The sequence below is a fragment of the Roseovarius sp. YIN77 genome (assembly GCF_057219155.1).
In genome coordinates, this window is the sequence record NZ_JBXVVI010000030.1 from 1 (window position 1) to 14,425 (window position 14,425).

The following is a 14,425-nucleotide window of genomic DNA, read 5'->3' on the forward strand; positions in this document are numbered from 1 at the left end:
TAGCTTTGGAAATCGCCAAACTGCTTGGTGATCGCAGCCGTCAGTGTCGTCTTGCCGTGGTCAACGTGACCAATCGTGCCGATGTTGCAATGCGGCTTCGACCGCTCAAACTTCTCTTTTGCCATCGCTATGCGCGCCTCGTGCTTTGGGGTCGAAATTGACCCGATTGATGATCGCGGGCGGGATACTGCGCGGGGAAGGAAAAATCAAGTCGATGTTGTGGGATTCGCACGTCAAACCCGCAATCTGGCCGATATTGGGCGTTAGGGCGGTTGTGAAGGCGGGTGATCTGCTGATTATATGGACCATAGGGAGCACGAAGATGGCCGACGCCGCAAAAAGAGAACCGGTCAAGGTGCCGCTGGTGACAGAGGTCTGGGGAATATTGCAGACCCTGCGTGCCGTCCGGCGCAATGTGTTGGAAATCATTCCCGATCTGGCCACGCGCCAGCCGATGGTGTCGGGCCGGACCGGCAAGCGTTGGCATATGGTGATGGATCCCGGCGCGAATGAGCGGATTTTGAAAGACCGGCTGGACGATTATCCCAAATCCGACGTGACCAAGAACATCCTGCGCCCGGCGATCGGCGAGAGCCTGTTTATTGCCGAAGGGGCACATTGGCGCTGGCAACGCCGGGCGGCGGCCCCGGTCTTTTCGCATCGCAACATGCAGGCACTGACACCGATGATGACCCAAGCTGCGGAGGTCAGCGCTGCCCGTGTGGCGGCCGGGGCGGGCGCGCCGATGGATATGGCGCAGGACATGGTACGCGCGACGTTCGAGGTCATATCGGATGTGACTTTTTCCGGCGACGAAGGCTTTGACCGCGGCGCCATGCACCGGGCCATTGACGGCTATATTGATCAGGTTGCCAAGGTGTCGCTGATGGACATTATCGGCGTGCCGACCTGGGTGCCGCGCCCGGCGCGGCTGATTTCATCTGGATCGCTGAAGCAGATGAAATCGGTGGCCGACAGCGTGATCGACGCTCGCCGAGGGCAAGGCGCACCAGAGGCGCCTGATTTGCTGGATCTGCTTTTGGACGGCGGCGACCCTGAAACCGGGCGGCATATGTCAACGGCGGAGCTGCGCGACAACCTCTTAACCTTTATCGTAGCCGGGCATGAAACCACGGCGCTGACGCTGTCTTGGGCACTTTATCTTTGTGCCTTTGATCAGAAGGTGCAGGATCGCGCCCGGGCAGAGGCGCAGACCGTGCTGCATGGTCGCGCCGCGACGGCGGCGGATTGCGCGAACCTGCCCTATATCCGCCAGATCATTGATGAAACCCTGCGGCTGTATCCGCCGGCGGCAATGCTGTCGCGCACTGCGCAAGTGGCGGATACGCTGTGCGGGCGCGAGGTCCGGCGCGGCGACACGGTGATCCTGCCGATCTATGCGCTGCACCGAAATCATGTGCTGTGGGATGACCCGGACGCCTTTAATCCAGACCGCTTTGCCGATCCCGCGCAGATTGAGCGCTATGCCTATCTGCCTTTTGGTCACGGCCCGCGCATCTGCATCGGTATGAGTTTTGCCCTGCAAGAGGCAGTGATCATCCTGTCGACGCTTTTGTCACGGTTTCGGTTCAAACCGGTGCCGGGCAAAGACCCAAAACCAGTCATGATCCTGACGCTGAGACCCCAAGGCGGCGTGTGGTTGCGGGCGGAGGAAGTTTAGATCAAAGATCGGCATCTCAAAGCGAATGGGCCGCAGAGATTTGGCTTATGGTCGCATGGATTTGTTAGGTCTGCACAACCCTTAGAATTCAATCCAGACAGTCATCACTTGCTCGCAATCAATCTAACTTCGCGCCCGGCTAAAATTTCTTTTGCCTGACAATTGATTTTCTGTACATTACGGCGGGCAGGTGCGCGATGAATGTGGTTGAAAATCATAGTAATAGGGAATTGTGGTTTGACGATGATTTCTCGTCAGCTCGCGATAACGCGGGTCGGCACATTGTGTTTACTCGCTCTGAGGCGCGTGCATTAAGTGTGATGGCGCAAAGGCCCGGACAGGTTTTTTCGCGAAATCAGTTGTTGGATGCAATCAGTGCCACAGGGTCTGATAAGAATGACCGCAACATAGACTTTCTGATCAATCGCATTCGTCGAAAGCTGGGCGATAGCGCCAGAGATCCCGCATATATCGCAACCCGGTATGGTGAGGGATACGTGTGGCTGGCAAAGCTTGAAACTGTGCCAAGTAAGGCTTTGGATGCCCATGTGGTTATTGGCCCGTTAAAGGGGCTGGAACTGCTGAACGGATCCCGCGCCACGGGGCGCCAGTTTGCAGATCAGTTCGCGCAACAGTTGCGGTCACATCTGAAGGCTGATCAGGACGTGGTCATCATACCGGACTATGTGCCAGACAGGAGCGGCCGCTCTGACAAACCCGAGCTGGAGGTCGGTTTGACCTTTTTCTACGACCGGGGGGAAAAGGAATGCGTGATCACGGCCCGATCCACCCGCGAGAACAGGATCTGCTATGTCAAACGTATACCCATTACCGATGGCAAAGGCACCGGGCAGGCCCTGGATGTTGCTTCGGATCGCGTCGGTGAACTGCTTTTGGCCAAGTTTTGGGAAGCACGCGCGTCCAAGTCGGTTTCTGATATTCCGTTGCCTGTGGCCATGCATGAGGCAGCCGACCAAGACACAAGGGGCGATCTGAGCTGGCCGGAAAATGACAAACGCCTGCGTACTTTGCGTGCAGAACATCCCGATGATCCGGCGATCAAGCTGATGTATGCCACGCATTTGCACACGAAATACATCACCCGCGGCAGGGAGATTTTCCAAAATGGCGAGGAAGATTGCGCCCGCGATGAGGCTGAAATTGAACGGCTTGTACTCGACTCCCTAGACTATGCGCAAAGCGTCCCAGAGCATGCCACAATGGCGGCAAAGCTTCTGTATTTTGTCGATCAGGGCTATGGGGACACATCTTTGGAACTTGCCAGAAATGCCCATCAATCGACAACGTCAATTGCGTCGTCACTGGCCATCTACGGGCAACTCCTTGGGTTTCTGGGGGAAACAGATGACGCGGTGGAGCAGTTGCAACAAGCGCTGCAATTGACCGAAGAAGACAGCCATTTTTATCGATATGTGTTGATTATGCTGTGTCAGGCCCTGATGGCCGCAAACCGCCGGGACGAATTGGCCGAAGCACGTAACAAGATTTACAGATCCAGCGCTATGGGGGTGTTTCTGGAGCCGCTTTTTGCGGATCCGATTTCACCATCCCTAAAGGCGCGCGGCGTTGTGATGATGTTGTCGCGCAAGAAGGCTGTCGCGATATTAAAGCATCTGCACTACGTTTCGGCGCGGCTCTACAGATTTCAAGAACACCGGGAAAATTCGCTTCGCACCCCAGTTAATTTATTCGTGCGCAGATTTGGCAGAAATGTTGTGCCGCAATATATTCTGGATGATGTGCCTGACCTGTTTTCATAGGCGTTAAGTTATTGTTTATCGTTGAAAATACAAAAATCAACATTTTCAAATAATCCTGCAACAATTCAAAGCGATCTTTGTCAGGTGGGTGCGTTGAGAGTCGGCCTCTTGAGTGGTCTTTGCCTCTCTCCCTGAGGGCAATGGTGAAGAAGCGCCGGCTTTCGCGCACCCACAATTGATCAGCGTATAGGCGTTGATCTGTCAGCAAAGAGCGGTTCAACACGTATTTTCCTGCAAGCCTGTGGGATGGCCTGCCTTTGCCCAAAGCACGGGGACGGGCGTATGTCATTGGTTGATGGAAATTCAATTTTACAAATCAACACTGTCAAAAAGGGGTTTTACGAGGGCTTCAACCCCATGGTTTCGATGATTGCAAAGCTGATCGTGTTTGGGCTGTCATTGGCGTTGCTGATCTACCCGGTCAAAGCGGGGGTGATACTGGATATACTAAAAACGTCCACATTGGCGAATTTCGGCACCTGGTACATCTATTTGGTCGCGGCCTTCGTGGTCATGTGCGTTATCCTTCTGCTTCTTCCAATATCCGGGCGCATCAAACTGGGTGCCGATAACGACATTCCCGAACACAGCACGCTGTCATGGCTGTCGATGATGGTTTGTTCGGGCATCGGTGTTGGGATTTTGGTGTTTTCTGTGAGCGAGCCAATCTCTCATTTCAACTCCAATCCCGATATAATGTCTGGCGATATTGTTGCCGGGGGGCAGGAAAGCATCCCCTCGGCGCTCCGCTTTGTATTCCTGCATTGGGGGTTTTCTGCCTGGGCCTGTTATGCGCTGATTGCATTGGCGCTGGGGTTGTCATGCTATCGAAACGGCCAACCGATGACGATGCGTTCTGCAATCGCGCCATTGTTTGGCAGGTTTCTGGACGGCGTGGTTGGGCATTTGATTGATGTCATATCTATCCTCGCAATCATAGCTGGCATCACCACAACAATCGTTTTGGGGCTGGAACAGATTTGCACCGGGCTGTCGACCCTGACGGGCAGTTCGTTTTTTGCAGATCACGCGGGTGACCCACCGCTGATTGCACTGATGACGGCGTTGGTGGTGGCCATTTCCATTGCTATTTTGTCTGTCGTTTCGGGTGTTGAACGCGGGGTCAAATGGATTTCAAATTCCGGGCTGATCCTGGCCTTTGCGGTTTTGGCTGTCTTTGCGATATCTGGGACTGGCGTGGGGGTGCTGAATGGGTTTTTTGGAAATGTCGCGACCTATCTGGTATCTCTGCCAACGCAAATGATAACGATCTATGATGCCGGGTCAGAAACTGCGCAGTCTGATTGGCAGGCGTCCTGGACAATTTTCTATTGGGCCTGGTGGATTGCGTTTGCCCCATTTGTCGGCCTGTTTCTGGCCCGGATTTCCCGGGGTCGCACGATCCGCGAATTTATCTTGGGGTCGGTCGTCGCGCCTACATTCATGTGCTTTTTGTGGTTCTCTGTGATCGGAGGGTCCGCCATCATGATGGAGATCGACGGAACCGCGCAAGGTGCGATCACAGATGCCCCGCATGCATTTCGGATATATGAGGCGATTGATCTGATGCTGGGCGCCGGATTTGGTGTGGTTTTAAAAGCCGTCATTGCGATCTTGTTTTTGGTCCTGATCGTCGCCTCAACCACCGCTGCCATAATTGCAATCAAATCCATTGGCGCCGCCGGGGGCACATTAGCCGAAACACCGATGCATTCGATGATATGGGCGCTGGTTCTGGCGGCGATTACGGGGGCGGTGATGGCTGTCGGCGGGGTGGATTCCATCCGCGATGTAATGATTGTTGGCGCGGTTCCATTTTCCGGGATCATGGCCCTGATGCTGATCTCTGTGGCAAAGCTGATCTATCAGGCCCGTTAGGCCAAGCTGTTTAAAACCTGATCCCGGCCCGGAACCATAGGCGTGTATCGTCTTGGGCGACGATCCCGACGGGTTCATCCAGAATATGGGTCAGGGCCAGTTCTGCGATGATGTTGCCCTGAATGGTCCGAATGCCCAGCGATGCGCTTGACCATTGATCGGAATGTTTCGGCAAAAACACATTAGCGTTGTCTTCCGTCCAGCCCGCATCAATACCGAAATAAGATTGCGTGAACCTGATGGTTTCGCTGCCCTGCAACGGGAGCTGCAGGTTATAGGCCAGTTCCACCCGTCCGCCCAGGCATTGATCGCCATTTACAAAGGATTGGTCGAAGCCCCGCGCATAGGCATTCGTGCCATAGCCGCAACGCTGTGATATCGGCAGGCTGTCATTGGTCCATTGGCCTATGACGCCAGCATTAATGACCACCTTGCGTGACAGGGGAACAGAGGTCTCAGCGCTGAAAGAGGCACGGAGAAAATCCGATGATGCGCCAGGCGCAGAGGCAAGCAAGTTCAATTGATCAGACGCGCCAAAATCATCAAACCCTTTGGTCACGGAGGCGGAAAAGCGTTTCTGAAAGAAGAAGGGAATACCTTTTTCATAGAGCACAGAGGCCCTGATCAGCCGTAGTTTTTCATCAAGAACGGGAAATCCCAGAACCTCGCCCGAACTTTGGCGCCCAATCAATTCCAACGTCGACGTCAGTTTTGCATCATCCGGCAGGGCTTTTTGATGCCGCAGGCCAAAGGAAATGTTTGACCTATCCCCTTCGGCCTGAAGCGCCAGATTGGTCGCTGTTCCCAGCCGAAAATCACTGTAGTCTGCGTTCAGGAAAAGATATGTTTGACCGACTTGGATCGGGAAGCGATAGGCAATGCCCCCGGCGAGCAATTCTGTCTGATCATCCTGCGATGGGCCGGCAATGACACCGACAAAGTCCAGCTGATCCCCGCTGGCGAAGGCATCAGGCAGAACATAGCCTGCGCCCGCGATATAAGGCCCGATATCGTCCGCCCCATAGGTGTCAAACGTCAAAAAGGTGGTCGGACGATCCAGTTTCTGGATGTTGGATGCGGAACCGCGATCAACCCCTACGGTCGGGTCGGTCACCAACTGTGTGAAAAAGGATTGTGCATTGGCTGGCACAGACAGCGTGCCAAGGAAGAATAGGGTGCAAATTTGCACAAAACTGAAACTAGCCCAAACTGCCCGAGCTCTTAATCCGAAATTCGTCACCAATTACCCCCCCGTTCGCGCCTTATAACCATATATTAATAAGTGGTTATTTCAAGTTTTATTGCTTTTTGAAGTGAAGCTTCGAAAAGGTGCACAACGTTTGAAAAATCCAACGCATTTCTGAACCCAAAAGAGATAAGGCGACAATGTCGGGATGCGAAGTTAGACACCATGTTGTCCGTGCGCGACAAACGGCGTATTTTGATCGCTAACAAGTCAACGCTCAGACGTATTGTGGTGCAGCGGTTTAAAATCGTTTCCATGAATGGTGTTCGAATAGGGTTTGTCTGAGTGCAACACTTCCCATGTTGCGATCAGTTCTCTTGGGGAGAACCGCGAAAATCTTTGGCTTTAAGCTCAAGCTTTGCCATGCGATCGTAAAGCGTGTTGCGGGGGATGCCCAAGTGTTGCGCGGCTTCCGCGACGCGCCCATTTACGGATCTCAGGGCGTCTTCGATCACGGATTTTTCGTATTGTTCCAACTTTTCCGGCAATGTGATGGCGGGTGTTGTTTGACCGTCCAACAATACCTCGCCAACCATTTGCCTGAGTTGAAAGAAGTTTTTGGGCGGGGATTGATCCAGAAACATCTCGCTGATTTCGGGGTTGATCATCGGCATGTCCCTTCCCGTTGCACGGGCCGTTTGTCTTAGACAGGCGGTAAAGATTTCTTGCATATCTTCGTGTCGGTCCAAAATGGAGGGCACGCTAATGCCAATAATCTCGGTGTGTCCAGATCTTGACGCCAATATTGGCTCTTTCACGGTCGATGTGGTGATCAGCCTCAGATCTGGCGAGTTTTTGATAAAGGCGACCAAGGCATTGGCCAGGTCTGATGACATCTTATGTTCATTTTTGACGGATAGGGTAATTGGCTGGTCAGGATCAATCTGATCCAGCTGATGAACTGTGGTGGTTTCGCAATTCAGAGTTTCAAACACCCGATCATCATTGCCAAGCGCATGGATCACAAATGCTGCTGTGCGTTTTCCCGACCCTTCATCGCCGTGTAGATGCACAGTTTGTGTGGTGCTGGCGGCCTCGCGCAGGTCGCGTCGCAATGTCTGGCTGGCAATGCCACGACCGGGAAAGTTTTGCGCGGCAACATCGCTGCGATCCAACTGACGCGACATATCGCGGTTATGCAAAACCAGTGATCGGTGTTTTAGCGCCCTGTGCAGTGTGTTTATCAACTTTTCCGTTTCAAAGGGCTTTTCCAGATAGTCATAGGCGCCCTCTCGTACAGAACGAATGGCCGTTGGGACGTCTGAATGCCCGGTGATCAGAATGACCGGCAAATCGGGATCGCGGCTTTGCGCATAGTGCAAAACGTCAAAGCCGTCCTGATCGGGCATCCGGATATCTGACAGAATAACACCCGTGAAATTAGAGCGGATTGACCTGCGGGCCTGAACAAAGCTTTGGGTTGGGATGGCGTGCAGCTCTTCCAATTCCAGCGTCTGCACGATGGAATTTCGCAACGCTGTGTCGTCTTCGATTATCAAAACTTTGTTAATCATTCTGCCCTCTGCACAACTGGCAATGAAATCATAAATTCTGCCCCTTGCGGCGTGTTGGAACAGGTCAGGTGGCCGCCAAAGCGGTTAATAATTCCGTGGGAAAGGGCCAAACCCATGCCCAACCCCTTTGACGAGCCAAGCTCCTTGGTGGTGTAGAACGGCTCAAACACGCGGTCCAAATCAGTGATCCCATCACCGGTATCCCCGACCTTCAGGCAAATCTGATCGTCTTTGAATTCCATGGATATTGTCAGAATTTTGGTCGGCGACAGTTGCATGGCATCAATCGCGTTCGAGACCAAATTCATGATCACCTGCTGTAACCGAACGCGACCCCCAACCACCCAGATTTCCCGATCTGGTCGATGAAATTGCAATTCAATTTTATTCGAACTTAAATTATCGGCCATCATTTCCACGGCCTCCTGCGTCACCAGATTGAAATCGACAATCTCTGTTGGTGCTGCCTCTTGCCGGGCAAAGGCGCGAAGGCCCGTTATGATGCGGGTCATTCTGCGCACTTGATCAGATATCATCGCAAAATTTTCGGTCGCGTTTTCCTGGCGCCCTTTGTCCAGAAAGCGCCTGCCATTCTCTGAAAAATTCATGATTGCCGATAGCGGTTGGTTCAATTCATGGCTCAGCCCCGCTGACAATCGACCGATTGCGGCAAGTTTTGATGTTTCCACCAGTTTGTCTTGCGCCGCCCGCAATGCATGCGTTCTTTCCTCGACTCTGGTTTCCAATGTCGCCGAATGCTGCGTTTCCAAGGCAAGGCGCCTGCGTTGCTGAAACGCGATCGCCGCCGCCAGAAAAATCATCAAGGCCAAGGCGACGGCCAGCCACATTCTAAGCAGCGCCGTTGCGCGGGCAGCACTGGTATCCAGCAAAATCCACGCCTGCATTTGCAACTGATCGACCCGTCGTTGCAGCAATAAGACGGTTGAAACCTCATCCCCGCCAGATTGATATTTCCACAGTTCAAACCCCGCGCGACGATCGGAAAACTGAATTGGAAACGCGGCCGATCCGGCAGGGACTTTTTGGTTCAACAACAACAATTCGGGCCTGTTGGACGAAATGGATATACCGCTGTCGTCAAAGAACAAGACTGGTTCTGGTGTTACCGGCCATTCAAATTCCAGATTGGCCAAGTCGGCCGTGATTATGATCGCGCCTATGGTGTTACGGATTTGGTTCTGTACACCGCGGCTAAATCGAACCAATCGCTGGTCGTCTCGGTGAAAAGCCTCATAGCCAAGCCCACCATTCATGGCTGCGTTGATCAGTTCGTCCCGAGGATACTTCTGAACACTTTCAGGATTGGACGAGGCCAACACATTGCCTTGAGCATCGGACAAGCTGATCTGCCATGCGCCATATTTCAGGCTGTAGAGCTTGAGGGTTTCGTCGGCATCTCCATCAAACCTGCCGTCCAGTATGTCGGCCATCCGTCGGTCTTGTGCGATCAGGTTTACCAAGACTCTGAGAACTTCGAATTGCCCGGCTAGTCGAGATGTCGCCTCGCTCAGTCGAACCTCACCTTGCTCAACTGTTGACGAAAACTCTGATCGCAATGAATCCCTGTACACCCAGGAAACCACCAATGCAGAGCAAACAGAATAAAGAACCACGGCTATTGTCAGGTTTCGAATCAAGTTTTTCCAACTCTAACTTTGCGACCGTCCAAAGTATGAACACCCCGCCTGTCTGCACAAGAAGTTTGTCCGAAAGTTCGGACAAATCGGCAAAGCCGTCAACGGGCATTCTGTATGTGATTGAATTTCAAAGGCAATATATGACTCGATGTTTGCCCTTGTGTTAGTTGGCGCAACACGACTTCCTTCTTCCATCGACGCCATAGGTGCGTCCATCAGGGAGAAACCACATGATAAACTTAGTCAAAGCTGCAACCATAGCTGCAGTCGTATCCGTCCCGACCATCGCTGCTGCTGCCTGTGATGAGGGCGAAATCGTCGTCAAATTCAGCCATGTCACCAATACGGACCGTCACCCCAAAGGCATTGCTGCAACTCTGCTGTCGGAGCGTGTGAACGAGGAAATGAACGGTTCCATGTGTATGGAGGTCTTCCCAAACTCGACCCTTTATAATGACAACAAGGTTCTGGAGGCGATGCTGCAGGGCGATGTACAGCTGGCAGCACCGTCGCTGTCCAAGTTCGAAAAGTTCACCAAACAGTTTCGCATCTTTGACCTGCCGTTCATGTTCAACGACATCAACGCCGTGGATGCGTTTCAGGCGTCCGATGCGGGACAGGGCATGTTGGACAGCATGCAGCGTCGTGGGCTTCAGGGTCTGGCCTACTGGCACAATGGCATGAAGCAAATGTCTGCCAACGTGCCCCTGATTGCGCCGTCTGACGCCAATGGTCTGAAATTCCGCGTTCAGTCCTCTGACGTTCTGGTTGCCCAGATGGAGGCCATCGGTGGCTCACCACAGAAAATGGCGTTCTCAGAAGTCTACGGCGCCCTGCAACAGGGTGTTGTCGATGGTCAGGAAAACACCTGGTCCAATATCTACGGCAAAAAATTCTTTGAGGTTCAGGACGGCATCACCCAAACCGATCACGGCATCATTGACTATCTGCTGGTGACATCGGTTGATTGGCTGGATGGACTGCCCGAAGATGTGCGGGCGCAATTCCTGCAAATCGTGGCGGAAGTCACGGATACACGAAACGCGGAATCCACCGCCGTGAACGAGGCCGCCAAACAATCCGTCATCGATGCTGGGGGAGAGGTGCGCGTGTTGACACCTGAACAACGCCAAGCCTGGGTCGATACGATGAAACCCGTTTGGGAACAGTTCGCCGAAGACGTGGGTCAGACCAACATTGATGCCGCGCAGGCCATCAATGCCTCGCTGACCAACTAATTTATCGAACCACCCGCCAGAGCGCAGGTCAAAGGCGCTCTGGCTATCCGGGGAGGAAGCACAATGGCCCATTCATCCGCACCCAGCACCTGGGGTGATCGGATCGAGGAGACAATCATCGCTGTCATCCTTGGCATCATGACCCTGCTAACATTTGCCAATGTGGTGGCGCGCTATGGCTTCAACTCCAACATATTCTACGCATTGGAACTGACCGTTTTCCTGTTTGCCTGGCTGGTCCTTTTGGGCGCGTCTTATGCGGTTAAGAAAACTCTGCATCTGGGCGTCGATGCGATCGTCAATCTGGCACAACCCGGGATGAAAAGAGCTCTCAGCGTCTTCGTTGTGGCTGTCTGTCTTGTCTATAGCCTGCTCTTGCTCAAGGGCGCTTGGGATTACTGGGCCCCTTACGCCAATCTTCCCCCGACCGAAGGCCGCTGGTTTCCCACCGGGTTTGTCGATCGGTTCCGCGATCAAGGTTGGTATGAGACGCAAGACATTCCCGTCCCCGCCTTTCTGCGTTGGCTGGAGGATGTGTTTAACGAGGGCGAGGCCTATGAGAAAATGCCAAAGGTCGTGCCCTATCTGGTGCTGCCCGTATCAATGCTGCTGTTGGTGATCCGTTTCATCCAGGCCGGTATTCGTGTCTGGCACGGTCAGCAGGAAATTTTGATCGTCAGCCACGAGGCCGAAGACGACGTCGCCGCTGCTGCAAAAACCCTGAAGGACAGTGAATAATGGAAATCCTTTTCCTTTTTGTCATGGTGATCGGCCTGATGTTGATTGGCGTGCCGATTGCTGTCAGCCTTGGGTTTTCATCCATTGTCTTTCTTTTGATGTTCTCCGACAGTTCGCTCGCCTCTGTCGCGCAAACATTGTTTGAGGCATTTGAGGGCCATTCAACCCTCTTGGCGATCCCGTTCTTCATCCTTGCGTCGTCCTTCATGTCAACCGGTGGTGTGGCGCAGCGGATTATCCGGTTTTCCATCGCGCTGGTTGGCCATTTTCGCGGTGGTCTGGCCATCGCGGGCGTTCTGGCCTGCATGATCTTTGCCGCATTGTCAGGGTCTTCGCCTGCCACCGTGGTTGCCATCGGAACCATCGTCATCGCCGCCATGCGGCAGGTGGGTTACACCAAAGAATTTGCCGCCGGTGTCATCGCCAATGCGGGTACTTTGGGCATTCTGATCCCGCCCTCGATTGTCATGGTCGTCTATGCCGCCGCGGTTGAGGTATCTGTGGGTCGCATGTTTCTGGCCGGTGTCATCCCCGGCCTGATCGCCGGTGGAATGCTGATGATCGGCATCTATGTCATGGCCCGGATCAAAAACATGCCCGCAGGCGAGTTCAAAGGCTTTACCGAGATATTTGACAGTTTCCGTGATGCGGTCTGGGGGCTCATGCTGATCGTCATCATCATGGTCGGCATTTACGGCATCCCGGGCGTGACCGGTGCCATCTTTACCCCGACCGAGGCCGCCGCCGTCGCATCCATCTATGCTTTCCTCGTCGCAACCTTCATCTATCGCGATATGGGGCCATTGGCAGGTGAGACCCGTTCGACCCTGCTGCAACGGCCACACGCCTTGGTCACGGCCTTCTGGCATCGCGACACGCTTCACACTTTGCGCGACGCGGGCAAACTGGTCATCACGCTGATGTTCGTGATCGCCAATGCACTGCTCCTCAAACACGTCATCACTGACGAACAGATCCCGCAAAAAATCACCGAAACCATGCTTGCCTATGGCTTTGGCCCGGTCATGTTCCTGATTGTTGTCAATGTGATCCTGCTAATCGGCGGGCAGTTCATGGAACCATCCGGCTTGCTGGTCATCGTCGCCCCACTGGTCTTCCCCATCGCGATCGAACTGGGCATTGATCCGATCCATCTGGGCATCATCATGGTCGTCAACATGGAAATTGGCATGATCACACCGCCCGTGGGCCTGAACCTTTTCGTCACGGCGGGTGTGGCCAACATGTCCATGATGGGTGTCGTGCGCGCGGCCCTACCTTTCCTGGCGATCATGTTCGTATTCCTGATCCTGGTGACCTATGTGCCGTGGATATCCACCGTGTTGCCAAATGCGATAATGGGGCCAGAGATCATATCGAAATAAGTTGTGCGTCGTGCAAATCTGATAGGGTCTGTGTGTAATCCATTGGGTGGCAGGAAAGAGTACAGCCAAGAGGCATGTAGGAAACGGCGGCCTTCATGGATTCGGTCCTTCGAAGCCAATCCAGATTCAACAGAATAGAATATAAAGCGCACAAATATTCCAGACGTGGGGTGCGGCAAGCGGGCCCCTGAATTCAAGGTAATCAAGGAGAGATTTAGGCTCTGACGTCTTAGTTCCAATTACATCTGGAACACGACGGGAGATGATTTCGAGAGAAACCGCTTACGTCAACCAGTTCTTCACCATGCGCAACCGCGAGGTCGGCACCATGCACGTCTTTGCTAGTGGCACACGGTTGGTGTCAAAACTGGTCAAAGCGCCCAACGATGTCGATGGTGACGGCACGGCGGACCCGATCCCCGGCTGCACCAACCAGCCGTGGGGCTGGACCAACGGCCAGGGCCACGCCTATGGCCACGCGAATGGGAACAACGGAAACGGCAACGGCTGGTGCAACGGCACGGGTGCTGGACCTGAGGTCTTTGAGAAGGACCAATACTTCTTCCATCCCGATCATCTGGGCAGCTCGAGCTACATCACGGACCTAGACGGAGAGATTTTCCAGCACTTGGAGTACTTCCCGTTTGGCGAAACCTTCGTCGAAGAGCACTCGAATACTCAGAGAACACCGTATCTCTTCACAGGTAAGGAGCTCGATGAAGAAACCGGCCTCTATTACTTCGGAGCACGCTACTACGATCCGCGGACGAGTGTCTGGCAGTCGCCCGATCCGATATTGGCGGAGTACATGCAGGGTGAAAAATCTGGCGAAGGTGTGTTTACACCACAGAACTTAAACCTATTCGGTTACTCTCAACAACGACCGATTGTGTTGCTCGACGATGATGGACGTCAATCCAGTCTAGGCGGAGAAGCATTGGGAATGTCTATTGGGATTATCCTGAATGACTTTATTTATCAAAGGAGAATGGCGCGAGCGACGACCTTAGACCAGCGTGTCCGTATCACCGCATCACATGCTTCCGTCATGTCTGAAATGTACGGGTTTGACCGGAAGTCAATCATTCAAGATGAGATATCAAGCCGACCAGTTACCGTAAGGAATTCTGCGGATATCAAGTTCTCGCAAGATTCGATTGGATCAAATTTTTCCGACGGTCGTGTCTTAGCCCCCTAAAACTGTGCCACTACTTGAGTGTTACAGAAGGAACGAGGGATGGCTCGAAAACGGTATTCGGATGAGGATGCGCTGAAGATATTGCGCGAGATTGATGTGCACCTGCAC

The 14,425-nt window shown here is 53.5% G+C and carries 11 protein-coding genes; 7 read left to right on the top strand and 4 right to left on the bottom strand.

Annotated elements, in window-relative coordinates; genetic code table 11:
- Positions 1-125 (bottom strand): GTP-binding protein (locus AC2D8P_RS15795; RefSeq protein WP_484702852.1); only part of this gene is annotated, 125 nt, incomplete at its 3' end.
- A gap of 197 nt (positions 126-322) precedes the next feature.
- Between AC2D8P_RS15795 and AC2D8P_RS15800 the strand changes: the two genes are divergently transcribed.
- From AC2D8P_RS15800 to AC2D8P_RS15810, 3 genes are all read left to right on the top strand, one after another.
- Entirely contained in the window at positions 323-1,681 is a 1,359-nt protein-coding gene (locus tag AC2D8P_RS15800) for a cytochrome P450 (RefSeq protein WP_484703767.1), read from the top strand.
- A gap of 284 nt (positions 1,682-1,965) precedes the next feature.
- Positions 1,966-3,462: a winged helix-turn-helix domain-containing protein gene (locus tag AC2D8P_RS15805; RefSeq protein WP_484703768.1), complete on the top strand. Its 1,497-nt coding sequence runs from the start codon at positions 1,966-1,968 to the stop codon at positions 3,460-3,462.
- 282 nt (positions 3,463-3,744) lie between these two features.
- Positions 3,745-5,340 carry a BCCT family transporter gene (locus AC2D8P_RS15810; RefSeq protein WP_484703769.1) on the top strand — a complete coding sequence of 532 codons (1,596 nt, stop codon included), beginning with the start codon at positions 3,745-3,747 and terminating at the stop codon, positions 5,338-5,340.
- A 10-nt stretch (positions 5,341-5,350) separates the two neighbouring features.
- Here AC2D8P_RS15810 and AC2D8P_RS15815 read toward each other — a convergent pair whose 3' ends face one another.
- From AC2D8P_RS15815 to AC2D8P_RS15825, 3 genes are all read right to left on the bottom strand, one after another.
- A complete protein-coding gene (locus AC2D8P_RS15815; protein WP_484703770.1) occupies positions 5,351-6,580 on the bottom strand; it encodes a ShlB/FhaC/HecB family hemolysin secretion/activation protein in 1,230 nt (409 codons plus the stop codon).
- 314 nt (positions 6,581-6,894) lie between these two features.
- On the bottom strand, positions 6,895-8,100 hold the full coding sequence (locus AC2D8P_RS15820; RefSeq protein ID WP_484703771.1) for a sigma-54-dependent transcriptional regulator: 1,206 nt from the start codon (positions 8,098-8,100) through the stop codon (positions 6,895-6,897).
- A complete protein-coding gene (locus AC2D8P_RS15825) occupies positions 8,097-9,551 on the bottom strand; it encodes a sensor histidine kinase (RefSeq protein ID WP_484703772.1) in 1,455 nt (484 codons plus the stop codon). The genes AC2D8P_RS15820 and AC2D8P_RS15825 overlap by 4 nt, the downstream gene beginning before the upstream one ends.
- 437 nt (positions 9,552-9,988) lie before the next feature.
- On the opposite strand from AC2D8P_RS15825, the gene AC2D8P_RS15830 reads away from it, so the two are divergent.
- The 4 genes from AC2D8P_RS15830 (at position 9,989) to AC2D8P_RS15845 (ending at position 14,317) form a co-directional block, all read left to right on the top strand.
- Positions 9,989-10,996 carry a DctP family TRAP transporter solute-binding subunit gene (locus tag AC2D8P_RS15830; RefSeq protein WP_484703773.1) on the top strand — a complete coding sequence of 336 codons (1,008 nt, stop codon included), beginning with the start codon at positions 9,989-9,991 and terminating at the stop codon, positions 10,994-10,996.
- A gap of 63 nt (positions 10,997-11,059) precedes the next feature.
- Positions 11,060-11,734: a TRAP transporter small permease gene (locus AC2D8P_RS15835; RefSeq protein WP_484703774.1), complete on the top strand. Its 675-nt coding sequence runs from the start codon at positions 11,060-11,062 to the stop codon at positions 11,732-11,734.
- Entirely contained in the window at positions 11,734-13,119 is a 1,386-nt protein-coding gene (locus tag AC2D8P_RS15840; protein WP_484703775.1) for a TRAP transporter large permease, read from the top strand. Before AC2D8P_RS15835 ends, AC2D8P_RS15840 begins: the two co-directional genes overlap by 1 nt.
- Before the next feature lie 262 nt (positions 13,120-13,381).
- Complete coding sequence (locus AC2D8P_RS15845; RefSeq protein ID WP_484703776.1) at positions 13,382-14,317, top strand: RHS repeat domain-containing protein; 936 nt, start codon at positions 13,382-13,384, stop codon at positions 14,315-14,317.
- The last annotated feature ends 108 nt before the right edge of the window (positions 14,318-14,425 follow it).